At 73.0% G+C, this 25,556-nt stretch carries 19 protein-coding genes; 8 read left to right on the top strand and 11 right to left on the bottom strand.

Annotated features, from left to right (window positions below; genetic code table 11):
- Positions 1-144: 144 nt before the first annotated feature.
- Both H5965_RS15725 and H5965_RS15720 read left to right on the top strand, forming a co-directional pair.
- Positions 145-1,434 (top strand): NAD(P)/FAD-dependent oxidoreductase, encoded by a 1,290-nt coding sequence (locus H5965_RS15725; protein WP_310970531.1) that lies wholly within the window; start codon positions 145-147, stop codon positions 1,432-1,434.
- A gap of 24 nt (positions 1,435-1,458) precedes the next feature.
- Positions 1,459-2,013: a hypothetical protein gene (locus H5965_RS15720; RefSeq protein WP_310970530.1), complete on the top strand. Its 555-nt coding sequence runs from the start codon at positions 1,459-1,461 to the stop codon at positions 2,011-2,013.
- 49 nt (positions 2,014-2,062) lie between these two features.
- On the opposite strand, the gene H5965_RS15715 is transcribed toward H5965_RS15720, so the two are convergent.
- Entirely contained in the window at positions 2,063-2,944 is an 882-nt protein-coding gene (locus tag H5965_RS15715) for a LysR family transcriptional regulator (RefSeq protein ID WP_310970528.1), read from the bottom strand.
- Between the two features lie 82 nt (positions 2,945-3,026).
- Here H5965_RS15715 and H5965_RS15710 point away from each other — a divergent pair, with 82 nt between their 5' ends.
- From H5965_RS15710 to H5965_RS15695, 4 genes are all read left to right on the top strand, one after another.
- On the top strand, positions 3,027-4,349 hold the full coding sequence (locus H5965_RS15710; RefSeq protein WP_310970527.1) for a diaminopimelate decarboxylase: 1,323 nt from the start codon (positions 3,027-3,029) through the stop codon (positions 4,347-4,349).
- A 23-nt stretch (positions 4,350-4,372) separates the two neighbouring features.
- Positions 4,373-5,866, top strand: coding sequence for a glycosyltransferase family 39 protein (locus H5965_RS15705; protein WP_310970525.1), 1,494 nt, complete (start codon positions 4,373-4,375; stop codon positions 5,864-5,866).
- A 26-nt stretch (positions 5,867-5,892) separates the two neighbouring features.
- On the top strand, positions 5,893-7,077 hold the full coding sequence (locus H5965_RS15700) for a 4-hydroxybenzoate 3-monooxygenase (RefSeq protein ID WP_310970523.1): 1,185 nt from the start codon (positions 5,893-5,895) through the stop codon (positions 7,075-7,077).
- Between the two features lie 68 nt (positions 7,078-7,145).
- On the top strand, positions 7,146-9,125 hold the full coding sequence (locus tag H5965_RS15695; RefSeq protein ID WP_310970522.1) for a UvrD-helicase domain-containing protein: 1,980 nt from the start codon (positions 7,146-7,148) through the stop codon (positions 9,123-9,125).
- On the opposite strand, the gene H5965_RS15690 is transcribed toward H5965_RS15695, so the two are convergent.
- Complete coding sequence (locus H5965_RS15690) at positions 9,106-11,457, bottom strand: alpha-L-fucosidase (protein ID WP_310970520.1); 2,352 nt, start codon at positions 11,455-11,457, stop codon at positions 9,106-9,108. The genes H5965_RS15695 and H5965_RS15690 overlap by 20 nt on opposite strands.
- Positions 11,458-11,695: 238 nt before the next feature.
- Between H5965_RS15690 and H5965_RS15685 the strand changes: the two genes are divergently transcribed.
- Both H5965_RS15685 and H5965_RS15680 read left to right on the top strand, forming a co-directional pair.
- Positions 11,696-11,962: a hypothetical protein gene (locus tag H5965_RS15685; RefSeq protein ID WP_310970519.1), complete on the top strand. Its 267-nt coding sequence runs from the start codon at positions 11,696-11,698 to the stop codon at positions 11,960-11,962.
- A 382-nt stretch (positions 11,963-12,344) separates the two neighbouring features.
- Positions 12,345-13,580 (top strand): SGNH/GDSL hydrolase family protein, encoded by a 1,236-nt coding sequence (locus tag H5965_RS15680; RefSeq protein WP_310970518.1) that lies wholly within the window; start codon positions 12,345-12,347, stop codon positions 13,578-13,580.
- Here the strand turns inward: H5965_RS15680 and H5965_RS15675 are convergent.
- From H5965_RS15675 to H5965_RS15635, 9 genes are read right to left on the bottom strand one after another with little or no spacing between them, the layout of a single operon-like run.
- Positions 13,538-14,845 (bottom strand): MFS transporter, encoded by a 1,308-nt coding sequence (locus tag H5965_RS15675; RefSeq protein WP_310970517.1) that lies wholly within the window; start codon positions 14,843-14,845, stop codon positions 13,538-13,540. The two genes, H5965_RS15680 and H5965_RS15675, sit on opposite strands and share 43 nt — an antisense overlap.
- On the bottom strand, positions 14,842-15,402 hold the full coding sequence (locus H5965_RS15670) for a GNAT family protein (protein WP_310970516.1): 561 nt from the start codon (positions 15,400-15,402) through the stop codon (positions 14,842-14,844). Before H5965_RS15670 ends, H5965_RS15675 begins: the two co-directional genes overlap by 4 nt.
- A 53-nt stretch (positions 15,403-15,455) precedes the next feature.
- Entirely contained in the window at positions 15,456-15,932 is a 477-nt protein-coding gene (locus H5965_RS15665) for a hypothetical protein (RefSeq protein ID WP_310970514.1), read from the bottom strand.
- A gap of 4 nt (positions 15,933-15,936) precedes the next feature.
- Positions 15,937-20,748, bottom strand: a complete 4,812-nt coding sequence (locus H5965_RS15660) for a DUF6531 domain-containing protein (protein ID WP_310970512.1) — start codon at positions 20,746-20,748, stop codon at positions 15,937-15,939.
- Positions 20,742-21,284 (bottom strand): YbaB/EbfC family nucleoid-associated protein, encoded by a 543-nt coding sequence (locus tag H5965_RS15655; protein WP_310970511.1) that lies wholly within the window; start codon positions 21,282-21,284, stop codon positions 20,742-20,744. Before H5965_RS15655 ends, H5965_RS15660 begins: the two co-directional genes overlap by 7 nt.
- Positions 21,281-21,625, bottom strand: coding sequence for a type VII secretion target (locus tag H5965_RS15650; protein WP_310970611.1), 345 nt, complete (start codon positions 21,623-21,625; stop codon positions 21,281-21,283). The genes H5965_RS15655 and H5965_RS15650 overlap by 4 nt, the downstream gene beginning before the upstream one ends.
- 5 nt (positions 21,626-21,630) lie before the next feature.
- Positions 21,631-23,562, bottom strand: a complete 1,932-nt coding sequence (locus tag H5965_RS15645; RefSeq protein WP_310970510.1) for a hypothetical protein — start codon at positions 23,560-23,562, stop codon at positions 21,631-21,633.
- An 8-nt stretch (positions 23,563-23,570) separates the two neighbouring features.
- A complete protein-coding gene (locus tag H5965_RS15640) occupies positions 23,571-24,041 on the bottom strand; it encodes a hypothetical protein (protein ID WP_310970509.1) in 471 nt (156 codons plus the stop codon).
- 16 nt (positions 24,042-24,057) lie between these two features.
- A complete protein-coding gene (locus H5965_RS15635) occupies positions 24,058-24,900 on the bottom strand; it encodes an ESX secretion-associated protein EspG (protein ID WP_310970508.1) in 843 nt (280 codons plus the stop codon).
- Between the last annotated feature and the right edge of the window lie 656 nt (positions 24,901-25,556).

The following is a 25,556-nucleotide window of genomic DNA, read 5'->3' as shown; positions in this document are numbered from 1 at the left end:
GGCGCTGACCGGAGCACGTGTCTGAACAACAGCCAACACCGTTGACCGTACGCCCCTGAGCGGTGAGGTCAACCCCGCGGGTTTCCCGGCTCCGACCTCGGGTAATCCGTTCGGGACCGAAATCGGCGTCCCGGAAGGAGATCCATGCGTGTCGTGATCGTCGGCGGCGGTTTCGCCGGATACCACGCGGCGAAGAGCCTGCGGAAAGAAGCCGGCGAAGACGTCGAAGTGGTCGTACTGAACCCGACGGATTACTTCCTCTACCTGCCGTTACTGCCCGAAGTGGCGGCCGGGATCCTGGACCCGCGGCGGGTGGCGGTTTCCATCCCCGAAACGCTGCGCGGGGTCCGGCTCGTGCTCGGCGTGGCCACCGGTGTCGACTTCGACGCCCGCCACGTCACCTACACCGATCCCGAGGACAACGAACACCGGATCGGGTACGACCGGCTGGTGCTCGCCGCGGGTAGCGTCAACAAGCTGTTGCCGATCCCGGGCGTGCCGGAATACGCGCACGGTTTCCGCGGCGTCCCGGAAGCGCTGTACCTGCGTGACCACATCACCCGGCAGATCGAACTGGCCGCCGCGGCCGAAGACCCCGCCGAGCGCGACGCCCGCTGCACGTTCGTGGTGGTCGGCGCCGGCTACACCGGCACCGAGGTCGCCGCGCAGGGTCCCGCGTTCACCGCGGCGCTGGCCGCGCGCCACCCCGAGCTCGCCGGGCAGAAGATCCGCTGGCTGCTGCTGGACGTCGCCGAGCGGGTGCTGCCGGAGCTGGACAAGCGGCTCGGCCGGACCGCCGACGAGGTGCTGCGCGCCCGCGGGGTCGAGGTGCTGATGAAGACGTCGGTCGACCACGCCGACGCCAAGGGTGTCACGCTGACCAACGGCGACGCCGTGCCGGCCCGCACCCTCGTGTGGTGCGTCGGCGTGCGGCCGGACCCGCTGGTGGCCGACCTCGGGCTGGAGACCGCCAAGGGCAGGCTCGTGGTCACCGAGCAGCTGAACGTGCCGGGCCGCGACGACGTCTTCGCCTGCGGTGACGCGGCCGCGGTGCCCGACCTGACCCGTCCCGGCCAGTACACCGCGATGACCGCCCAGCACGCCGAGCGGCAGGGCAGGCTGGCCGGGCGCAACGTGGCGGCGTCGCTCGGCTACGGCCGCCGCGGCAGCTACCGGCACCACGACCTCGGCTTCGTCGTCGACCTCGGCGCCGGCGCGGCCGCGGCGAACCCGCTGCACATCCCGCTGTCCGGGCGGCCGGCGAAGGCCGTGACGCGCGGCTACCACCTGATGTCGATGCCGGGCAACCGCGTGCGCACGGCCGCCGACTGGGTCCTGGAGGCGCTGACCGGCCGCCAGACCGTCCAATTGGGACTCGTCCGGTCCGGGGCCGTGCCGCTCGACACGGACAGCCCCGAACTCCCCCGTCGCTGATCGTCTCGTGTGAAAGGGAACCGCATGCCCGCCGAACCCGAACCCGTCCGTTCCGAAGGCCCGTCCGTGGTGACGGCCGGGGACCCGTCGGGCCCCAAGGTGATCGTGCTGGACCCGGCGGGTGCCGGGAAGCACGACGAGCTGCCGGCGACCTGGCGGCCGCTGGCGGACCAGCGAGCCGTCTTCTGGTGCCGCGTGCCGGCGGGCGGTGCCCTGACCGAAGCCGACGACCTCCTCGGCGACGCCGGCCCGGGCGACCCCGCCATCGCGGTCGTGGCGAGCGGCCCGTTCGCGGCGGAGGCGCTCCAGCTCGTCGAGCGCCACCCGGGCGCGGCCCAGCACCTGCTGCTGGTCGACCCGGCCTCGGACGCCTTCCTCGCCTCCGACGACGCCACCCAGGCCAACGACGCCTGGCTCGCCGAGCACGACGACGTGGTCACCAAGCTGCGCGAGGCGGGCACGGAGGTGCGGGTGGTGGCGTCGAGCAGCGAGAACCCGGACGACCGGGTGCCCCCGCCGCTGCCGCTCGGCCACCCGGTCGTGGTCACGGCGGTGCGCTCGGCGCTGGGCCTGGACTAGACCCAGGGCCGAGAAAAGTCCGCACGATCGGAGAAGCCGGCCCGAGCGCTCAACGCTGCCCGGCGGCCAGCTCCACGAAGGCCCGCACCACCGGGGAGACCGAGCCGGCCGGCCAGGCCACGCCCAGGTCGATCCTCGGGGGCGGGTCCTCCAGCCGCCGCAGCACCACGCCGCGGCGGCGCAACGCCCGCGCCCGGTGCTCCGGGACCGCCGCGAGGCCCGCTCCCTCCGCCACCGCGCGCATCAGCTGCTCGTCCTCCGGCTCCTCGCGGACGATCGGCGGCAGCCCGCCCGGCCAGACCTGGCCGCTGATCGCGTCGTACTGGCCGGGGCCGTTTTCCCGCGGCCAGAACACCACCGGCTCGGCGGCGATCGCGGCCCGCCGCACCCGCCCGCGGCGGCGGGCCAGCGCGTGGTCCGACGGGAGCGCGAGCAGCACCTCTTCCGAGCCCACCACCGCGACCTCGATCCCGGCGGCGGTGGCCGGCGGCCGCACGAACCCGACGTCGATCTCGCCGGCCGCCAACCGGGCCAGGTTCAGGCTGGTCCAGCCCGTCTCGAGGGCGAGTTCGACGTCCGGGTGCCGCTCGCGGTAGGCCGCCACCAGGTCGCCCGCCCGCGGGCCGGGCGCGGACCGCGTGTAGGCGATCCGCAGCCGTCCGGTGTCGCCCCGGCCGGCCGCGGTGATCACGCTCCGGGCCCGGTCCAGCCGGTCGAGCAGGTCGCGGGCCTCCGCAGCGGCCACCCGGCCGGCCTCGGTCAACGCGAACCGCGGGCCCGTGCGGTCCAGCAGCGCCACCCCGAGGTCCGCCTCGAAGGCGCGGATCTGCTGGCTCAGCGACGGCTGCGACACGAACAGCCGGGCGGCGGCTTTCGTGAAGTGCATCTCCTCGGCGAGCACGGCGAAATAGTGCCATCGGCGCAGGTCCACGCAGTGATTATAGGGCGTTCCTATCATTCCATCGGGACGAAGTCTTGGACCGGACGCGCCGCCCGCTGCTGTCCTGGATCCCATGACCACGACGAGCGCGCCCCTGACCCGCCCCGACCGCAAGCTGCTGGCCCTCGCGGCCGGGCGGCGGCTCGTCGCTCCGATGGCCGGGTTCGTCGACCTCACCGCCGTCCGGGAAGCCGTCGAAGACCTCACCAAGGCGTTCGCGCCGCTCGGGGCGGTCCAGCACACCGTCGCCGCCAAGGCGTGCGGCCTCGCGCCTCTCCTGCGGTACCTCGGCGACCTCGGGATCGACGCCGAGGTCGCGAGCCCCGGCGAGACGGCGGTCGCGGAGGCCGCGGGCCTGCGCGGTCCGCGGCTGGTCCTCGACTCCCCCGCCAAAACCACCGCCGAACTCGCGCACGCCCTCGCCGGGGGCACGGCGGTCAACGCCGACAACTTCCAGGAACTCGCCCGGCTGGACGCGCTGGTCGGCACGACGCGCCCGCGGTCGGTGCTGGGCCTGCGGATCAACCCCCAGGTCGGCGCCGGCCGGATCGGCGACACGAGCACCGCCACCGCGGCGTCGAAGTTCGGCATCCCGTTGCGGGACAACGGAAACCGCGCACTCCTGCGGGAGGCGTTCGCGAGCCGGCCGTGGCTGACGCGGCTGCACGTCCACGTCGGCTCGCAGGGCTGCCCGCCGGAACTGATGACCGAGGGGGTCGCCGCGGTCCACGAGCTCGCCGAGGAGATCAACGCCGAAGCCGGGTACCGGCAGGTCACCAGCCTCGACCTCGGCGGCGGCCTGCCGGTGGACTTCACGTCCGACGCGCCGGGCCCGACGTACGCCGATTACGTCGCCACGCTGCTGGCCCGGGTTCCGGCCCTGGCCGACGGGCGCTACGCGTTCGTCACCGAATTCGGCCGGTCCCTGCTGGCGAAGAGCGGTTTCCTGGCCAGCACGGTGGAATACACGAAGGTCGCCGGGGGCCGGCACATCGCCGTGACGCACGCGGGCGGCCAGGTGGCGGCGCGCACGGTGCTCCAGCCGGAGCACTGGCCGCTGCGGCTCGGCGCGTTCGACGCCACCGGCGCGCCGAAGACCGGGCCCGAGGTGCCGCAGGACATCGCCGGTCCCCTGTGTTTCGCCGGCGACCTCCTCGCCCGCGAGCGGCCGCTGCCGCTGCTGGAGCCGGGCGACCTCGTCGTCGCCCACGACACCGGCGCGTACTACTTCGGCGCGCACTACGCGTACAACACGCTGCCCCGCCCGGCGGTGTACGGCTTCACCGTGTCGCCGCGCGGTGACGTCGAGTTCACGCCGCTGCGCCGCGCGCAGACCCTGGCCGAACTGGTCGCCGACGCGGGCGGCGAATTCCTCGGAGCGCTCCCGCAAGGGTGACCAGCCGCGTACGATGCCCGGCCATGGGGGATGGTCGAGAGTTGCCGCGGTTCGCCGCGCTACCGGTCGGCATTGTCGTTGCCGTGCAAGCCGTCGTGCTGACGGCGTTGTCCGGCCGCTACGGATTCCACCGCGACGAGCTGTACTTCGTCGCCGCGGGACGCCGGCCGGACTGGGGGTACGTCGACAACCCGCCGATCACGCCGTGGCTCGCGCGCGCGTCGACGGCGGTGTTCGGCGAGACGCCGAGCGGCCTGCGCGTGGTCGCGACCCTGCTCGGCATGGCGACCGTCGTGGTCGTCGCGCTGATCGCCCGCGAATTCGGCGGCGGCCGCGGCGTCCAGCTGTTCACCGCGATCGCGACGGCGTTGTCGTCCTACGTCCTGGTCGTGTCGCACATGCTGGCGACCAACTCCGCGGACGTGCTGCTGTGGTCGCTGATCGCGCTCTTCGGCCTGCGGCTGCTGCGCACCGGCGACGGCCGCTGGTGGCTCGCCGTCGGCGCCGCCGCCGGGCTCGGCCTGGCGAACAAGTGGCTCGTGCTGCTCCTGCTGTCCGGGCTCGGCGTCGGCGTGGCCGTCGCCGGCCCGCGCCGGGTGCTGCGGACCCGGTGGCTCGCGGCCGGCGTCGGGATCGCCGCTCTCCTAGCCGCGCCGGTGGTGGTCTGGCAGGCTTCGCACGGCTGGCCGATGCTCACCGTGGCCGGCGGGATCAGCGAGGACGACGGCGCCGAGAACCGCGTCCTGTTCGTGCCGATGCAGCTGGTCCTGCTCTCGCCGGTGCTGGTGCCGGTGTGGGTCGCCGGGCTCGTGCGGCCGTGGCGCGACCCCGGCCTGCGCTGGGCCCGCGCGCTGGCCGTCGCCTACCCGGTCGTCTGCGTCGAACTGCTGGTCGTCGGCGGCAAGCCGTACTACTCGGTGCCGTTGCTGCTGCCGCTGGTCGCGCTGGGCGCGGAGCCGGTGCTGCGGTGGCTGGGCCGGGGCGGCACGGTCCGGCGGGCGCTCACCGGCGCGGCCGCCGCGGTGTGCGTGGCCGTGTCCGTCCTCATCGGACTCCCGGTGGTGCCGGCGGCGGCGCTGAACGGCCCGCTGCTGGCGCTGAACAAGGAACCGGGCGAGCAGGTCGGCTGGCCGGACTTCGCCGGCAGTGTCGCGGGGGCGTGGCGGCGGATCCCGGACGCCGAGCGCGACACCGCGGTCATCCTGGCCGGCAACTACGGGGAAGCCGGGGCGCTCGAGCGCTACGGTCCCGAGCTCGGGCTGCCGCAGCCGTATTCGCCGCACATGTCGTACGCGGACTGGGGGCCGCCGCCGGACCGGCTGGTCGGCCCGGTGCTGCTCGTCGGCCGCGTCCGGCCCGGCTCGCCCGCGGCCCGGCTGATCACCGGCTGCCGCGCGGTCGGCAAGCACCACAACGCCGACGGCGTCGACAACGACGAGGACGGTGTCGTCCTTTCGCTGTGCACGCTCACGCGGCCGTGGTCCGAGGCGTGGCCCCAGCTGCGGCACTACTACTGAGCGGGGTTCGCGCTACCCTCGGGCGCATGGTGGCGAGGCGCACGGCGGTGGCCGTGGTGGGGGCGGGCCCGGCCGGACTCACGGTGGCGAACCTCCTGCGGCGCACGGGGATCGGCTGCGTGCTGCTGGAGGCGCAGAGCCGGGCGTTCATCGAACAGCGGCCGCGGGCCGGGTTCATCGAGGAGTGGGCGGTCCGCGGGCTCGAAGAGCGCGGTCTCGGCGAGCGGCTCGTGGCGCAGGCGCCGCGGCACGAGAAGTTCGAGTTCCGGTTCGCCGGGCAGCGGCACGTCTTCCGCTACGGCGACGTCACCGGGCAGCGGCATTTCGTGTACCCGCAACAGCTTCTGGTGACCGATCTGGTCGCGCAGTACACCGACGCGGGCGGTGACGCGGTTTTCGAGGTCTCGGACGTCGAACTGCACGACCTGACGTCGGACTCCCCCGCCGTCACCTTCCGGGCGGACGGCGCCGAGCACCGCATCGACTGCGACTTCGTCGCCGGCTGCGACGGCGCTCGCGGCATCTGCCAGGGCTACCTGCCCGCGGAATCGACCGTGAAAGCCCACCACGACTACGGAATCGGCTGGCTGGCCCTGCTCGCGGAAGCCCCGCCGTCCGCCGACGGCGTGCTGTTCGGCATCCACCCGCGCGGGTTCGCCGCGCACATGGCCCGCACGCCCACGGTGACGCGGTTCTACCTGCAGACCGCGCCGGGCGAGACCGAGGCGGACTGGTCGGACGAGCGAGTGTGGCGGGAACTGCACGCGCGGCTCACCGTGCCCGGCGGCGAGATCATCGAGGGCCGGCTGTTCGAGAAGCGGATCCTCGACATGCACAACTACGTCGTCGAGCCGATGTCGCACGGCCGGCTGCACCTCGCGGGCGAGTCGGCGCACCTGGTCGCCCCGATCGCGGCGAAGGGCATGAACCTCGCCCTGCACGACGCGTTCCTGCTGACCGACGCGTTCCGGGCGCACTACGCGGGCGACCCCGCGCCGCTGGCCGGCTACTCGGCCGCGTGCCTGCCGCTCGTGTGGCAGTACCAGGAGTTCTCGCTGTGGCTGTCCGACATCTTCCACCACACCGCGGCCGCCGGCGAGAACCCGTTCGCGGCGCGCATCGCCCAGGCCCGGATGCGCCGCCTGCTCGGTTCGCCCGCGGCCGCGGCGGCGTTCGCGGAGCTCTACGTCGGCAAGAACGCCGATTTCTGAGGCACGGCTGACGCTGTCAAGAAGAACAAGACTGCACTTTCCGCGAAATCGCGGGCACGCTCTCCGGCATGCACGAACTCGCCGCCGAGCAGGAGCACCTGAACGTCCTCTACGCCCGCCTCGACGTCCTCCGGGAAGAGGCGGCCGCCGCGCTCGCCCGCGGCCACGCGCCGGACGTGTGGCGGGCCGAGGTGGCCCGGCTGGCCGCGGTCGAGGACGGGCTGTGCTTCGGCCGGCTGGACCTGACCGGCGGCCGGCGCGTCCACATCGGACGGATCGGGCTGTTCGACGGCGACGAACCCCTGCTGGTGGACTGGCGCGCGCCCGCCGCCCGGCCGTTCTACACCGCGACCGCCGCCGCGCCGGGCGAAGTCGTCCGCCGCCGGCGGATCACCACCCGCGGCCGGACCGTCGTCGCCCTCGACGACGAACTGCTCGACCCGGACGCTCCGGGCGACGGGCTGGTCGGCGAGGCCGCGCTGCTCGCCGCGGTGACGGCCGGGCGCACCGGGCGGATGCGGGACATCGTCACGACGCTGCAGGCCGAGCAGGACCGGATCGTCCGCGACGACGCCCAGGGCGTCCTGGTCGTGCAGGGCGGCCCGGGCACCGGCAAGACGGCCGTCGCCCTGCACCGGGTCGCCTACCTGCTCTACACCCACGAACACCTGCGCACCCGCGGCGTGCTCGTCCTGGGCCCCAGCCGGGTGTTCCTCGACTACATCGGCCAGGTGCTGCCCGGCCTCGGCGAGCACCGGGTGGTGACGGCGACCGTGCCCGACCTCGTGCCCGGCGTCGTGGTCACCCGGGTGGACACCGCCCGGGAGGCCGCGCGCAAGGGCCGGGCGGCCATGGCGGCCCGCCTCGCCGAACGGGTCCGTGCCGCGGTGGCCGTCCCCGAGGACGCCGTGGCCGTCGAGTTCGAGCAGCAGGTGCTGCGGCTGGACCCGGCGGCGCTCCGCCGGGCCGTGCGGACGGCCCGGGAGACCGGGCTGCCGCACAACCAGGCCCGCCACGTGTTCCACCGGGAGGTGGTCACCACGCTGACCGGGGAACTGGCCGCCCGGATGGAGGCGGTGGTGTTCACCGAGACCGGCGAGGCGCTCGACGGCGGCAGTGCCGACGGCCGCCTCGGCGAGGCCGGACTGCGGGCCCTCGCCGCCGCGGGCGTGGTGCTCGGCCCGGAGGACGACGGCCCGCGCACGCTGCTCGACGAGGTCGACCGGGAGGCGTTGCGGACGGCTCTGCTCGCCGACGCCGGGGTCCGGGACGTGCTCGACGGGCTGTGGCCGCCGCTGACCCCGGCCGACGTGGTCGAGGGGCCGTGGAGCGCCGCGGACGTCCCGTTGCTGGACGAAGCCGCCGCGCTGCTCGGCACGAGTGTGCCGGTGTTCGGCCACGTCGTGGTCGACGAGGCCCAGGAACTGTCCGAAATGGACTGGCGGATGCTGGTGCGCCGCTGCCCGTCCCGGTCGATGACCGTCGTCGGGGACCTGGCCCAGACCGGGAGCGCGGCGGGGGCCACGTCGTGGGACCGGGTGCCGAAGCCGCACCGGCTCGCGCAGCTGACCATCGGCTACCGCACCCCGCGGGAGATCATGGAAGCCGCTGCGGAGGTGCTGGCCGTCCACCACCCGGCGTTGCGGCCGCCGACCTCGGTGCGGGCGAGTGGCGAGCCGCCGTGGCGGCAGGAGGCCGACGACGTGCCCGGTGTGCTCGCCGAGCTCGTCGGCGAGCACACCGAGGGGAAGCTGGCCGTCATCGCGCCGGCGGCCGGGGACCTGGCGGCCGCCCTCTCGCTGCGGCGGCCACCGGACCCGGCCGACGACGTGGTGGTGCTGACCCCGGCCGAGGCCAAGGGCCTGGAGTTCGACGCGGTGGTGATCGCCGACCCCGCCGCCGTCCTCGCGGCCGGCCCGCACGGCGCAGGCGACCTCTACGTGGCCATGACGCGGGCCACCCGGTCGCTCGGTGTCGTCCACCCCGGGCCGGTGCCGCGGGAACTGCGCTCCCTGGCCGAACGGCCGGTCAGCTCCAAGCGATCTTGAACACCCAGGTGTAGCGGCCCGCCTGCCGGGCCGCGGCCGGGACGTCGATCACCAGCGAGCCGTTCTCCACCGTCCAGTGCAGGTTCCCGCGGTACCCGAGCAGCGTCACCCGGTCACCGGCGCGGATCGGCACCGGCGCGGCCACCACCACGCGGCTGCCCGGCGCGGTCAGCGAGTGCACGTAGAAGGCCTCGTTCTGCTTGACCGTGAACCGCAGGTCGCCGAGCTGGGCCATCCGGGACCAGTACGTCGTGCCGTAGATCGCCTCGCCGTTGACCTTCAGCCACGCGCCCGCATCGCGCAGGTGCTTCTGCATGACGTCCGGGATCGTGCCGTCGAAGTCCGGGCCGATGTCGAGCAGGAAGTTGCCGTTCTTGGAGACGATGTCGACGAGCGTCCGGACGACCTCCTCCGCGGTCATGTAGCGGTCGTCGGGGGTGGCGCGGTTGTAGCCGTAGGAGAACGGGTCGAGGCCGCGGCTCGCCTCCCACTTGGCGACGACCGTGTTCGGGTACGTCGTGTACTCCGGGGTCGTGAAGTCGTGGTCGGGGATGCCGCCGCGGTCGTTGTAGGTGACGTCCTTGGGGCGCTTGCGGTTCTTCGCGCGGTTGAAGTACTCGGTGAGCACGGTCCGGCTGTCGTTGACGCCGCCGATGTCGAACCACAGGACGTCGGGGTCGAACTCCGAGATCAGTTCCAGGACCTGCGGCGCCTGGTAGTCGCGGACGAAGTCCTTCCCCGCGGTGTAGCCGGTGTAGGGCAGCGGTGCGCCGGTGTAGGGGTTGCGCGGCGCGTGGCCCATCCACGGGTTGTCCGGGTTGAACCACTCCGGCAGCGAGAAGTACAGGCCGTTGCGCAGCTGCGGGGTGTACTTCCGCGACGCGGTGAACAGCTCGTCGATGATGTTCCGCTTGGGCCCGAGCTTGACGGAGTTGCGGTCGCTGACCTTGGTGTCCCACAACGCGAAGCCGTCGTGGTGCTTCGACGTCAGGACGTAGTATTCGGCGCCCGCGTCCGCGATCAGCTTCAGCCACGTGCGCGGGTCGAACTTCGCCGCGGTGAACAGCGGGATGAAGTCGTCGTAGGCGAAGTTCTCGCCGTACTTCTGCTTGTGGTAGGCGTAGGTCGCCCCGTTCGGGTCCTGCTGGTTCTGCCAGTACCACTCCGCGTACTGCTGCCCCACCGGCGCCCACGCGGGCACGGCGTACACGCCCCAGTGGATGAAGATGCCGAACTTGCTGTCGTTGAACCAGTAGGGCGCGCGGTGTGCCGACAGGGAGGCGTCGGTCGGCCGGAAGTCCGGGACGCCGAGGGTGATCGGCACCTGCTGGGTGGCGAGCGTGCCGCGGCCGGCGGTGACGCGGATCTGGCCGTTCGTCGTGGTCCCGGGCGGCACGGACGCGTTCGGGGCCAGGCCGAGCCGGACCGTCGCCTGCTCCCCCGGCGCCAGCGCGCGGATGGCCGCGGGCACGGTCGTCCGGCCGCCGGGGACGTCGACGGTGACGCTCACCCGGTCGCCCGCGCCGAGCCACACGGTCCCGGCGTTGACGATGGTCGCTTCGGCGGCCTGCGGGCCGCCGTCGGTCAGCAGGTTCGCCGTCGACCGGCCGTCCAGGACCAGCGCCGAGCGGCCCACGGCGACCGGCTGGAGGGTGAGGGCGAAGACGTGCAGGCTGGAGACGTTCGGCGCCGGGTTCGCCGTCGTGGGCAGGGTCAGCGCGACGGCTTCGCGGGCGGGGTCGATCCAGACCTGGCCGGTGGCCAGGGAAACCGGGTTGTTGTCGACGACGCCGCCGGGTGCGTAGCGGAACGGCGAGACGAGCGCGCCGCTGCCGGTGTACCAGTCGGGGCCGGAGAGGGATCCGGTGCTCGTGCTGCCGTCGGCGTAGTGCACGGTCGCCGGGCCGCCGGTGGCGCCGTAGCTGGCCGCGACCAGGAAGTACGCGACGAAGTACCGGCCCTTCGGCAGGTCGATCCGCTGGCCGGTGGCGGCGATGTTGTTCTTGGCTCCGGCGGCCGCGGACCCGAGCTCGAAGGGGACGCCGCCGGCGGTGACGGTCTGCCCGGCGGGCACGTGCTCGGCCGGGAAGGTGTAGCCGGAGCCGTCGAAGTCGCCGCCGGTGGCCGACGCGCTGTCGATGCCGTCGTTGCCGAACCAGGCGTCGAGGGCGACCGGGACGGGCGGCGGGGGCGGGACGATCGGGGTTTCCGGGCGGTCGGGAGCGGCGTCGACCGGGACGCCGGCGCCGGCCGGGGTGTGGCCGGCCACGCCGAGCGCGACGGCACCTCCCAGGGCGATGCCGAGGGCTTGGCGGCGGGGGAAGGTCGGCACTGAACCTCCAGAGATCGGATGACTACGGCGGATTTGCGACAAATTCCACCCACAATGGGCACACCTGTCGCTAGCGGAACTGATTCATCCGATGAATGACCCTGCTCGTTGGCCTCCGCTCTGTCAAGGGGCCATTCGGCGCGATCGTGGTGAACCGGGTTCGTGTTCGCCGCGTATCCCTAGGTAACGAGCTGCAGCACTCGCCGCCAGGACCCAGCCGCACCGAAAGGCCAGACCGATGTCCACCGATTCGAACGCGCTGAGCCGCCGCGCGATCGCCATGCTCAAGGCGATCGCCGACGGGCGCGCCGAGCTCCGCTGCAGCTGCGAACCCGACCTCCGCGTGGACGGCCTGTCGTGCTGCGACCAGAACACCGCCCACGACCTCGCCCGCGCCGGCCTGGTCAGAGCCACCCGGCTCGTCGCCCCCGGCCAGTGGGCGCCCGCCGAACTGACCGAAGCGGGCCACCGCGCCCTGACCGGGTTGCCCGCCGCCGCGGCTTGAGCCTCCCGCTCACCCAAGACCGTGAAGGCCACCTCGCGCTCGTCGAGGTGGCCTTCACGGCGTTCGGACGTCCTCGGCCGAGAAACCCCCGAGAGGGCTGAACCGGCGCGGGCCGGCGGCCGTGCTTTGGGTGAGGGCGTCTCGCACACGCCCTCCGGGGTCGCCACGACGCAACGATCCGGGCCAGCCTCCGCCCGATCGGGACCGGGCACCCCGGCGAGCGGCCGTCGCGGCAACGGCCACCTCGCGCGGGCCCGTCCGGCATCCCCAGAATCCCGGACGGGCCCGCCCCTTTTCCCGACGGGCGCTGTCGCGGATCTTGTCCGGTACCTCACCTGATCAGCGGTCACCGTCCCGCGAACCCACGCGCGACGGTGGGGACATGCGACGTTTCGTGGCCGTGAGCGCGGCCGTCCTGGCGGGCATCGGACTCCTCACGACCCCCGGGAGCGCGAACCCGGGCAGTGCGCATTCGAGAAGTGCCGTCCCGAACGTCGCCCAGCACGCGGTCGGCGGCTGGGTCGGCACCTGGGCCGCGGCGCCCGCGGCCGCCGTCGCGAACACGCCGGACGGCTACCCGGGCTACTCGATCCGCAACGTCGTGCACACCAGCGCGGGTGGTGGCCGCGCCCGCGTCCACCTGTCGAACGCCTTCGGCGCCGCTCCCCTGACCTTCGGGCACGTCACCATCGCGGTCCAGGGCACCGGGCCGGACGCCGTGCCGGGCACCCTGCGGTCGCTCACCTTCGGCGGCGCCCCGAGCGTCGTCGTCCCGGCCGGCGCCGAAGCCTTGAGCGATCCGGTGAGCCTCCGGATCCCCGCCGACACGAACCTGCTCGTGACCACGTACGTCCCCGCGAAATCCGGGCCGGTGACCTACCACCCGGCCGCGGCGCAGACGTCGTACTTCACCCGCAACGGCGACTTCGCCGCCAGCGAGTCCGGCACCCCCTACACCGAGCAGACGTCGGTGTGGCACTACGTCACCGGGGTCGACGTCCAGGGCGGCGCCGAAGCTTCGATCGTGACGCTCGGCGATTCGATCACCGACGGCGTCGGCTCGGTCTCCGGCGCCAACCACCGGTGGCCGGACTACCTCGCCGACCGCCTGCACGGCCGCTTCGGCGTGCTCAACGCCGGCATCAGCGCCAACCGGCTGCTGCTCGACGTCCCCGGTTCCGGCGCCGGCCAGAACGCGCTCTCCCGCTTCGACCGCGACGTCCTCAGCGTCGGCGGCGTGCGGACGCTCATCGTGCTGGAGGGCATCAACGACATCCAGCAGGACCCGCACCAGACCGACCCGGCCGCGATCACCTCGGCGTACCGGCAGCTGGTGGCGCAGGCGCACGCGCGCGGCATCCGGGTCCTGGGCGGCACGCTCACGCCGTTCAAGGGCTGGCGCGTGTACGACGACACCCTCGAAGCGACCCGCCAGGCGGTGAACGGTTTCATCCGCACCGGCGGGGTCTTCGACGGTGTCGTCGACTTCGACGCCGCGGTCCGCGACCCGGCCGACCCGCTCCGGATGCTCCCGGCCTACGACTCCGGCGACCACCTCCACCCCGGCGACGCGGGTTACGAGCGGATGGCCGCCGCCGTCCGGCTCGACCGGCTCTGATCCCGCGGGATGAACAGCACCGCGACCAGACTGAGCACCGCCACGGCCACCAGGTAGAGCGAAACCGAAAGCGAAGTGCCCGTGGCGGTCTGCAACGCCGTCGCGATCAACGGCGCGAAACCCCCGCCCAGCACCGCACCCACGGCGTAGGAGAACGAAGCCCCGCTGTAGCGGTAGCGCGGCTCGAACAGCTCCGCGAACAACGCCGACTGTGGCCCGTAAGTGGCGCCCAGGCCGATGTTGAGCACGACCACCGCGACGATCAGCCACACCGTCGCCTTGGTGTCCACCAGCAGGAAGAACGGGATCGGCCAGACCACCAGGAGCACCGAACCGGCCAGGTACACCGGTTTCCGGCCGACGCTGTCCGACCACGCGGCCGAGGCGAGGATGCTCACCAGCCACGTCACACTGCCGACGATGACGACGACCAGCAGCGTGGTGCGGTTGATCTTGAGCACCGACGTGCCGTAGGACAGCAGGTAGGCCAGGAAGATGTACCCGATCGCGGTGTTGGCGATGAAGCTGCCGGAGGCGACCAGCACTGCCCGCGGCCGCTCGCGCAGCACCTCGACCATCGGCCGGCTGCTGCGTTCCTCCGCCTCCCGCAGCCGCTTGAACACCGGGCTTTCCTCGATCCGCAGCCGGATCACCAGGCCGACGCCGACGAGCACGATGCTCGCCAGGAACGGCACCCGCCACCCCCACGACGCGAACTGGGCGTCGGTCAGCGCGCGGCCGAGGACGAAGAACATCAGCTGCGCCAGGATCAAGCCGGCCGGGACGCCGATCTGCGAGAACGCACCGTACCGCCCGCGGCGGTCCTCGGGCGCGTGCTCGACCGCCATCAGCGCGGCCCCGCCCCATTCGCCACCCGCGCTCAACCCCTGCAGCAACCGCAGGATCAGCAGCAGGATCGGCGCCCAGACACCGATTGCGGAGTACGTCGGCAGCAATCCGACGCCGACCGTGGCGAAGCCCATCAGCAGCAGCGACAGCACCAGCATCGCCTTGCGGCCGACGCGGTCGCCGAAGTGGCCCCAGAGGATGCCGCCGACCGGGCGGGCCAGGAAGCCGACGCCGAGCGTCGCGAACGCCGCGAGCGTCCCGGAAGCGGGCGACAGCGTCGTGAAGAACAGCTTGCCGAACACCAGCGCCGTTGCCGTGCTGTAGATGAAGTAGTCGTACCACTCGATGGTGGTCCCCACCGCGCTCGCCACGGCGACCCGCCGCAAGGGCCGGGCCGCGACCGCGCGGCCGGTCACGAGCCGGCTAGTGCTGGGTCGGCGGCAGCGACCAGGTCGTCCACGAGCAGGTCCATCAGCAGCCCGTCGTGCCAGCTGCCGTCGGGACCGCGCTCGTAGGACCGCATCGTGCCGACCGGCCGGAAGCCGAGCGACGCGTAGAGCCGGATCGCCGCCTCGTTGCCGGCCGCGGGGTCGATCACCAGCCGGTGGTGCCCGCGCACCGTGAACAGGTGCTCGGCCAGCGTGCGGATGGCGTCCGAGCCGAGGCCGCGGCCCTGGAAGTCCGGGTGCACGGCGATGTCGATCCCGGCGTGGCGGTACTGCGGATCGGCTTCCTCGAAGGCGAGTTCGATGCCGATCACGGCGGTGTTCCCCACGTCGTCGTACTCGATGGCGTAGGTCGTGGTGCCTTCGTCGGGGTCCAGTAGATAGGACACCTGGGCGGCCACCGGCTCCTCGGCGTCGGCCCACCAGCGGGCGACTTCGGGGTGCGACAGGATCTCCTCGAACCGGGCGGCGTCCGGGGCGGCAGCTGGCCGCAGCCGGACACGGCTTCCGGTGATCAGGCCGGTCATCGGCCCAGTGTCGCCCGCACGGGCGCCCGCTGTCGAGACCCCGAAAGGACCGCTCAGGCGTAGACGGTGACCACGTCCTGGCCGGCACCGGCCGCCTTGCGCAGGGCCGCGAGCACGTCGTCGATCACCTCGGCGTCGTCCTCGTCCAGGTCACCGGGCCGGTCGTCGCCCGCCTTCGCGAAGGCTTCCTCGAGCTCCCCGGCCAGCACGAACCCGACCATCGGGTAGTCGTACCAGACGATCCCTTCGAAGTTCCGCGAGATCAGGTGGTCGGCCACGTCGGCGCCCAGCAGCCCGGCGAGGACGCCGTCGAACAGCTCCTCGCGGAACCGGTCGCCGCCCGAAGAGGAGTGCCCGGTGCGGCCCACCTCCTCGCCCAGTTCCATGGCCGTGCGGGCGACGACGTCCGCCACCTCCGGCGTCGGCTCGCCGCCGCCCGCGTCGCGGAACGCCGCCACCACCGGGTCGGCGGCCACGCGCGCCCGGAACTCGTCGAACGACATCGCGCGGAAGACCAGCGCGTAGCTCATGCCCCTACTCCCCGTAGCCCGGCGTCACCTTGACGACCGCCTTGCCGTCCGGCCCGACCGTCGTGTTGACCGGAACGTACTTCACCGGCGGGTGGCCGTTGTGAATGGCGTTCCAGATCGACGTCCCGACCTCGCCACGGCCGTCGTAGGTCGCGTTCTCCGGCTTGCTGTTCTTCATGTTCGCGGCGACGTCCTTGAGGTACTCCGTGCTGCCCTGGTCCATCCGGTGGTCGTTGGGCCGCTGCGCGGGCGGCACCGGGTCACCGGTGTTCGGGTCGAACTTCTGCACGCGGCCGTGCATCGGGCCGCCGGTCAGCGTCGACCCGTTGCCCTTCGCCTCGACGACGTGCAGGGTCTTGCCGTCCCAGTAGGCGACGTCGGCGACGTTGTTGCCGTTGAAGGCGACCGCGTTCGGCCACGGCTCGCCCGGCTTGGTGCCGTACTTGCCCGCCGGCAGCGGGTTGGCCTTCGTCGGCGTGATCATCTCGAGGTCGTCCTTGCCGGTGGTCTTCTTCAGGTAGTCGTGCGCCCCGGCCTCGCCGACGTCCTCGGACCGCTTGACCTTCGTCTTGCCCTCGTCGTCCTTCAGGCGCCTGCCGAGCGGGTTGTCCGGGTCGTCCTTCGGGAAGTTCTTGTACTTGTCGATCGCCGGGTCCTTGAGGTCGTCGTTGACGATGTCCCCGGGCTTGTAGTCCTTGCCGGTGTTGGGCTTCTTGTTCGAGCCGGACCCGGAGGCCTGCGTCGAGTCGTCCTCGGAGCGCTTGCGCTTCGGGACCCGGTCGTCCTTGACCTTCCCGCACGGCGACACCGTCGGCGCCAGGCCGAGCGGGTCGGCCGCGACGAGCGGGTTCGCCACGTACGCGACCGGGTTCGGCGCCGGGTCGAGGCCCAGCGGGTCCGGGCTGAGGTACCGGCCGGTCGCCGGGTCGTAGTAGCGGTAGACGTTGTAGTGCAGGCCGGTCTCGGCGTCGCGGTACTGACCGGGGAAGCGCAGCGGCGTGCCGCCCGGGTCCGCCAGGTCGGTGCCCCACAGGTCCGCCTGGCCGCGCCACAGCAGCGCCCCGGCCGCGTCGACGAGCTCGATCGGTGTGCCCACCTGATCGGTGACGACGGTGGCCAGCCGCCCGGCGGCCAGCTGCGCCAGGGGTTTGCCGTCGTCCGGGTGGTACTCCCAGGTGGTGACCCGCGGACCGGTCTGCTCCTCGACGAGGGTGGTGCCGTCCCAGGTGAACAGCACCTGCTCGGCCACCACCGGGGCGCCGCCCGGCCCGGCGACGATCCGCTGCTTGGCGGTGCGCCGGCCGAGCGGGTCGTAGCGGTAGCGCCAATGGCTGCCGTCCGGGGTGACGACGCCGGTGAGCCGGCCGAGGGCGCTCCAGGCGTACTGCCAGACCGCGCCCGAGGCGTCCCGGCGGGACACGAGCCGGCCGTGGGCGTCGTACTCGTAGGCCGCGGTGTCCGAGGCCGTCAGCCGGGTGCCGGTGTAGAACCGGCGTTCCCGGGCGGTGCCGGTGATGTTGCCCGCGCCGTCGTAGCGGTACTGCTCGGCGCGGTTCGGGCCGGTGACCGCGGTGACCCGGCCGGCGGCGTCGAGCTGGTAGCGCACCGGGCCGGTCGCGTCGTCGTCGACCCCGGCGAGCTCGCCGTCGGGCCGGTAGTCGTACCCACGGGCGTGCACCCGCCGGCCGGCGACCGTGACGGTCTGCCCGGTGAGGCGCTCCCCCGCGTAGGCCTGTTCGAGCACGACGTCGCCGAAGACGCGCCGGGTTTCCGCCCCGCCGTCGTGCCCGAAGCGGATCGACTGGCCGGCGGTTTCCAGCGCGACCGGGACGCCGTCCGGGTCGAAGCGCCACACACTGTCCACTCCGGACGGTGTACGGCGGTGCACGACGTGGTTTTCGTCGTCGTAGCCGAAGGAAACGGTCCGGCCGTCGACGGTGTGGGCGAGGACGCGGCCGGAGTCGTCGCGCTCGATGTCCACGCGGGACTCGGCGTTCGCCGCGGTGGCGAGCCGGCCGACCGGGTCGTGGGCGAACGTCGTGAGCTCGTCGGCCGTGCGGCGGGAGACCACGTTGCCGAGCACGTCGTAGCCGTACTCGACGACCAGGCCGCCGGATTCCGAGCGCACCAGCCGGCCCGCGGCGTCGTGGGTGTAGCGGGTCACGCGGCCGTCGAAGTCGGACTCGGCGGCCAGGCGCCCGGCCGGGTCGTAGCTGTAGTGCCAGGTCAGCCCGGCCGGGTTGGTCACCGCGACCAGGCGCAGCTCGGTGTCGTAGGTGTAGGCCGTCCGCGCGCCGGTCGGGTCGGTGACCGCGGTCAGCAGGTCGAACGGGCCGTACTCGCGGGCTTCGGCCTGGCCGAGCAGGCCGGTGTGGCCGAGTTCGTTGCCCTGCCGGTCGTAGCGCCACACCTCCTGCGCGCCGGACGGCGTCGTCCGGGCCAGCAGCTTCCCTTCGACGCTCCAGCGCACCGCGGACCGCCCGCCCGCGGCGTCGACGACGGCCTTCGGGCGGCCGAACAGGTCGGTGCCGTCGCCGCGCTCGCGCACCCGCTCGCCCGTGGCCGCGGCGGGCTCTTCGGCGACGGGCGCCGTCTCGTCCGTGCCGTCGGCGATGCCGAGCAGCGTCGTGTACGGGTCCGGCGCACTGCCCGCCGGGTAGTGGCGGCGCCAGACGCGGCCGGCGGCCTCGACCGCGATGTCGAGGGCGCCGTCGAGGTGCCGGGTGACGGCGACGCGGCTGCCGTCGGGCCGCACGACCGCGCGCAGTGCGCCGGCCTCGTCGTGCTCGAACAGCGTCGTGTGGCCGAGCGGGTCGGTCCGGCTCCGCATCCGGTCGTAGCGGTCCCAGGTGTAGCCGGTGACCGCGCCGAGCGGGTCGACGTCCCGCACGAGCTGGCCGAGCTCGTTGAAGTGGTGCTCGCTGGTGTGGCCGAGCGAGTCGGTGAACCGGGTGACCCGCTGCGCGCTGTCGTAGGCGAACCGGCCGTCGAGGAACCCGCCGTCCCCGACGGTGACCACGCAGCGCCCGCCGGCGTCGTAGACGTAGCGGTACCAGACGCCGTTGCGGTCGTGCCAGCCGGTAATCCGGCCGGCGTCGTCGTACTCGAACCGGACCGGGGTCTCCGACGAGTCGACCACCGCGACCAGCCGCCCGCGCGGGTCGTAGTCGTAGCGGACGGCGCGGACGCGGTAGCCGGTGTCGCCGTCGACGACGTCCACCGCCACCACGCGGCCGCGGTCGGTGGTGAGCGCGACCTCGTAGCCCGCCGAGTGCGTCAGGCGCGAGGGCTCGCCGGAGGGCGTGTAGGCGCACTCGATGACGGCACCGGTGGCGTCTTCGACGCGGTCCAGGGGCTGCAGCGCGGCGCCGCGGCCGGGCAGCGGCGCGAAGGTGAGCGTGCGCCGGGCCAGGGGGTCGTGCAGCGTGTAGCCGGTCGCCGTGCGGGTCAGTGGCCGCCGCGGGCCTTCCAGCGGCAGCACCGCGACCCCGGGTTCGGCGTGCGGGTAGACCAGGACCAGGCCGTCGGCGGAGAAGTAGCAGACGTGCTCGTCGTCGAGCTCCAGCCGCTGGTCCACAGTGGACGTCCAGGTGGGACCGAACCACTGACCGGCCCGGTAGGACGAGATGTGCGTCCGGTCGAGCACGAGCGGGAGCGGGTCCGGCAGTTCGAGGTCGCGCTGCTCCAGGATGACGTCGCCGTTGGCGACGTCGACCGGGTCGGACTTGCAGACCCGGTCGTCCGGGCCGACGCCGCGGTCGCGCGGGTTGTCCGGCTTGTTCGAGCCGCCCTTGCCGCTGTCGCCCTTGCCCCCGCCCGACGGCGTGGTCGAGCCACCGCCCGGAGAGGAATCCGGGCCCTTCGGGTTGTCGTCGGGGCCTTTGGAGCCCGGCGGCGGGTCGGTCTTCGGTGGCGGGTCGCCTTTGGCGCCGGAAGTGCTGGTGCCGTCGCCCTTCGCCCCCGAGGTCGTGGTGCCGTCGCCGTCGCCTTTGCCCTTGGGGCCGCCGATGTCCTTCGGCCCGCTCTTGATGTCGGTGTGCTTGGGCGGTGGCGCGGTCTTGCCCGGCTTGATCTTCCGCAGCGCTTTCGCCGCGTCTGAGAACAGGTCCCCGGCGCGTTTGAGCAGCGGAACCAGCGCCTTCAACGCCGTCACCAGCCGCTTCACCAGGTCGGCGATCTTCGACGCCGTCTTGGCAACGGCGTTGATCACCTGCGGCACGACCCAGGTCATGCCGATGCCGAGGGTGAACAGCACCTGCAGCGCCCAGCTGATCAGGTGCCCCACCAGCTCCGCGATGATATCCCGCACCAGCGCCCGGACCGCGGCCACGACCTCACCGGCCGTCTTGACCCCGCTGGAAGCGCCTTCGCAGCCCTTCTGCGCGGTCTCCAGCAGCGTCACCGTGTCCTGCGCCCGCTGCCGGTAGGTGTCGGCCGCGGCACCGGTCCAGGACACGGTGTCGGCCTTGACCATGCCGGTCAGGTCCTCGCCGACGCTGCCCAGCTCGGTCGCGATGTTCTTCCACGTCTCCGACTGCGCGGCGATCTCATCGGCGTTGCCGGTGAGGCCGTTGAGCGCTTCCTTGAGCGGCCCGACGTGTTCCATCAGCCAGCCGACCCCGGCGGCCAGGATCGCCCCGAACGGGTCCATCGCCATCGACAGCGCGTCCAGCGCCGTCCCGACCGAACCCAGCGCGACCGACGCCCAGTCCCCGCTCTCGATGGCCGACTTCAGATCGTTCGCCGACTCCAGCAGCGAAATGCCCGAATACGCCTTGGTGGAATCCTTCGTCTCCGCGACCAGCGGATTCACCACGGATTGTTGTCCTCGTCGTCGGAAGTGGCAGGCCGCCGCGGCGGCTGCGGGGCACCGGGGGCGGGCGGGGTCGCCGCGCCACCCGCGGGGGCCGGGGGCACCGGCGCGGGCGGGGTGGGCGGCTGCTCGTCCGGTTCGTCCGGGTCGGGGAACCGGCCCCGCAGGTTGTCGAGCAGCAGGCCACGGGTTTCGCGGTCTTCGTCGCCGAGCTGCTCGGCCATCACCCCGGCGACGCGGTCGGCGATGCCGGACTGCGCCCGGCGCATGGTCGTCAGGATCTGCCGCGAGAGCTCTTCGAGGGGGAACGACTTGACCTTGTTCGAGAACGTCAGGTCGGTGACGGTGCCGTCCGCGCCGACGGTCACGCTGACCGCGCCGTCGGAACTGGTCGCGGTCAGCCGCAGCCGTTCGGTCTGCTCCTGCGCCGCCTGGTACCGCTGCGCCTTCGCGGCGAACCCGGCCGCCCAGTCGTCCATCCGGCGGATCGTCTCGTCGGGGTCCCGCATGAGGTCCCCCAGCCCGTTCGGACCCGTCATGCGTTGGACCTCGCTTCCACTGCACGCGGCGAAGCCGCGAGCTGACGCTCGAACGGCTGCGCGTTGGCTTCTTCGCCTTCCCGGTAGGACTTCGCGGCCGCCGTGACGTTGTCCGCCAGCCCGCGCACGCCTTCCGCGGACGCGGTCAGCGCGTCCTTCGCCTCCTCGTTGGTCGGCCGGATGATCGGCGGGAGGAAGGCGCACAGCAGCCCGTAGGCGTGGTCGGACATCGCCGTGTCGGCCGCCGAGCTCGCCGTGTTGAGCCGGTCCACCAGGCTCTCGACGTGACTCGCGTGCGCGACCAGGTCGTCCGGTTCGACCTCGAAACCGGGAGCCGTCACGGGCGTCACTTCCAATCCTGGTTCTTCCAGTCGCCGATCACCGGCGGTGCGACCGCCTGCTCGCCCGCGAAGAAGTTCGGGTCGTCGCTTTCGAGGTAGTCGGCTGCCTTGTGTTCCTTGTCGTCTTCCTTCTTGCCCCCGCGGCCGGCCCCCATGCCGCCCATGCCCGGGGAGCCCGCGGCACCGGCCGCACCGCGGCCCGACATCGCGTTGCGCGCCGCCGCCGCTTCGGCTTCCGCGGCCGCGCCGGACGCGGCACCGCCGCTGAGGTTGCCGGCACCGCGCAAGCCTGCGCCACCGGCGCCGGACCCACCGGCCCCGGAGCCGCCGATCCCGCCGAGCGAGCCACCGCCGCCACCGCCGCCGCCGGGGATGCCGCCGAGCCGGCTGGCGATGCTCTCGCCGTTGATGCCGCCGCCGCGGCCGATGGTCGGCATCTTCGCCCCGCCGGGGGTGTTGAGGCCGCCGGTGCCGGTGGGCAGCCCGGTGAGCGGGTCGATGCCGGGCGGGGTGAACCCGGGGATCGGGCCGCCGCCGCGGACGGTCCCGCCGCCCCCGGAGACGTCCGGGATGTTCGGGATCGACGGCGGTGTGAACCCGCTGCCGCCACCGGTACCCCCGCCGCCCGGGATGCCGGAGGGCGTGAAGCCGGAGGACGTCGTCGAGTCGTCGAAGTGCGGCAGCGACGAGCCGGGGATGCCGGCGCCGCTGAAGTTGCCGCCACCGGGGCCGTTCGGGGCCTCGAAGTTCGGCGGGGTGAAGCCCGCACCACCGGAGCCGCCCGCACCGCTGCCACCGCCGGGGATGCCACTGCCTGAATTGCCACTGCCTGAATTGCCACTGCCGTCGCCGCCCGCACCCGGGATGCCACTGCCGGAGAAGCCGGACCCTCCGGCGCCGCTGCCGTCGCCCGGGATGCCCGCGCCCACGGCACCACCGGCGCCGAGGCCGGCGGCGTTCACGTCGGCCGGGGTGCTCGCGGCATCGGGCAGCCGCCGGCTTCCCGCCAGCAGCGGCTGCACGTCACCGCCCGCCCCGGCGCCGCCCCGCGCGACGACGTTCTGCCTGGTCGCGGTCGCGGTCGGCAGCTTCGGCGGGGCCGGGAACCGCGGGGTGGCGACGGCGGCGCCGATGGTCTCGTCGTACTGCGTCATGATCTGCGCGGCGTGGTCCCGCGCGGCCTGCTGCGCCCGGTAGGTCTGCATGGCTTCGCCCGCGGCCGCCGCGTACTGGATCGGGTCGGTCATCGACATCAGGCGCTGGTTGGTCGACTGCAGGTCGAACTGGACCGGCGGGTTCGCGACCATCTGCCGCTGGGTCTCGTTGAGCGCCTGGGAGTGGATTTCCTGCTGCCGCCCGGCGAGCGTGGCGCCCTGCGCGGTCGCGCCGAGCCACTTGCCGACACCGGCGAGGTGCTCGCGGACGGCGTCACCGGCGTCGCCCTGCCAGTTGTTCGTGCTGGCGTTGATCGCGTCGGCCAGCGTCTTCTGGTGCGTGCCGAGGTCGTTGCCGACCCGGACCCACTCCTCCGAGGTTTCCGCGACGGTCGCCGGGTTGGCGTCCTGCGTGATGGCCTCGTTCATCTGCTCGTGGCTGGCGTTGTTCCACAGGGTGCGCGGCGCCCCGCCGTTCTCCCGCATGGTGAGGCCCTCGTCGAGGCCGTGCTTGGCGTCGTTGAGGTGCTGCTGGTAGAGCTCCTGGATCTTCTTGTCGCGCAGCACCGGGTCGACGACCGGGCCGAGCCAGCCGGCCCGGATCTCGTCGTCGATCTGCTTCGTGGCCATCTCGCGGATCTCGTCACCCGAGGGCGACTTGTCCGTGGTCAGCGGCCCGACGTAGTACTTCGACGACGAATCGGCGGTCACGTCGTAGAGCGGACTGCGCGGGTCGTAGTCCGGCGACGACGGGTCCGAGACGGACTCGGCGGTGGGTGCCACGGTCTCCCTCAGCTCTGGTCGGCGGTCGGGAGCGAGGTCAGCGTCGTGCGCGTGGTCTCTTCCCGGGACTTGTAGTTCTTCTTGGCCAGCTTGATGGCTTCGATGTAGGTCGGGAACTCCTGCCGCGCGGCCTGCAGCTGGGTGACCAGGCCGTGCTCGTCGGCGGCGGTGCTGACCATGTGCGCGGACACCCACTGCCCGGTGGCGGTGCGGCTCATCGCGGGCGCGTCGTGCAGCCGCTGCAGGTTGGCCCACCGCTGCTCGAGCGACTCGAGCACGCCTTCGAGGGCCTCGATCAGCTGGTTGCCGGTGGTGTCGTCGATGGCGAAGCCACCGGTCTGCGCCAGCCGCTTGAGCTGCGCCCCGGCGAGCCCGACCCGCACGGCGGCCATGGCCTTCGCCTCGGGGGTGGCCGCGCTCTGCATCTGCATGGTGGCCTGGATGGCCTGGGCCGCCGCGGCGGTCTCTTCCGTGGTCATGACTGCTCCTCCCCGATCAGTAGACGGCCGCGATGGCGTCGCGGATGGCGCGCGCGAGATCGGCCCGCCCGGCGGGCACGTAGTCCGCGGTGAGTTCCCCGCCGTCGCCGGTCCGGGTGTGCACGAGGTACCGGCCATCGGCGGTGTCGAGCCAGCTCAGCGGCTCGCTGGCGACGCGTTCCCCGCGCCGGCCCTGGGCGCTGACGGCAATGTGCCCCCCACCCAGCCGAGGTTCGGCCAGCACCCGTTCGAGCACGGCGACATCGGACGGTTTCGGAGCCGGCGGCCGCCGCCCGGGCCGCACGACGGCCTTGACCTCGATCATGCCGAAGGCATCGGTCTCTTCTTCGTCGAACTCGGCGTCGGCGATCCGCTTGGCGGCCATGGCGGAGACCTCCCGCCCGGCGGCCCGGTGCACGGTGTGCCGCCCGGTGCTGGCGGCGGGAGCCGGCGGAAGCACCCCGGTGACGACCTCGACGAGGTCTTCGTCGGCGAACAGCGAGAACAGCAGTTCATCGGTGTCGGCGGACTGCGTGATCCCGAGAGCCTGGGCACCATCGCTGACGACGAGGACGGCCACATCGGCCCCCAGCCCATCGATCCCGCTGACGGCCACGGAGATCCGCGGTTCGGCAAGCAGTTCGAAGGCGGTCCGCACGCCGGGGTGCAGCTCACCGGAGACGGACAGACGCCGCTCCTCGAGCTCGTCGTAGACCTGCCGGGCAATGTGCACGAACCGCACGGGATCGGACGGCAGGTTCCCGGCCCGGAGCGGGTACCGCCGGACATCGCCCCCGGTAGCCCGCCCGACGACGAGTGCTTCGAAGACCTCGAGGACGAACTCGAACCGCTCCGCCATTTCCCCTCGCCGGATCCTTTTCGTCAAACCTTCAAGCAAGTTCCCTGATGAACATTAGCAGTGCGGCCGCACCGGGGGTCGCGACCGCCACCCGGATGCCCGAAAGACCACGCTCCGCTGGCCCGGGCGGGCAAGGGGATGTCGCCCGATGGAGTGGTGGGGCGCTCGTTCGGGGGCCGGGCTGCTGGCGGGTTGCTCGGCCGCGGAGGGCGGCCGGACGGTGGCGAGCTCGGGCGGCGAGCAGCGAGGGCGGCGATTTACGCTGGCAGGGGCTGTGCTTTTAGGTCGCAGTGGCGGGATGGTCGGTCCGATCGGGGATACCGCTGGGTGGGACAGAGGATGGAGGGCCCGACGCCGAGCGCGGCGAGGCCGGGCCGAGCTTCGGCACGGTTTGGGCACGGCGGCACGACGGCAGGGAAGGTCGCGCAACGCTGGGCCGAAGTTGCACGCCGGCGACGAGACCGCGCGCGATGGAGAGAGGTCGCGCGACGGCGGGCGCGGTCGCACGGCGACGGCGAGCTCGCGCGGCCGAGGTTGCACGGCGGCGGGCGAGGCTGCGCAGCGATGCGGCGAGGTTGCGCGGGGTGCAAAGTTTGCGCGACGGTGGGAGCTGCACGGTGGCGGGCCGAGATTGCACCGCAGCGGAGGAAAGGTCG

The organism is Amycolatopsis sp. 505, assembly GCF_031625235.1.
Classification (GTDB): Bacteria; Actinomycetota; Actinomycetes; order Mycobacteriales; family Pseudonocardiaceae; genus Amycolatopsis.
The sequence above is the reverse complement of the archived record's forward strand: the minus strand, read 5'-3'. Positions and strand labels throughout refer to the sequence as shown.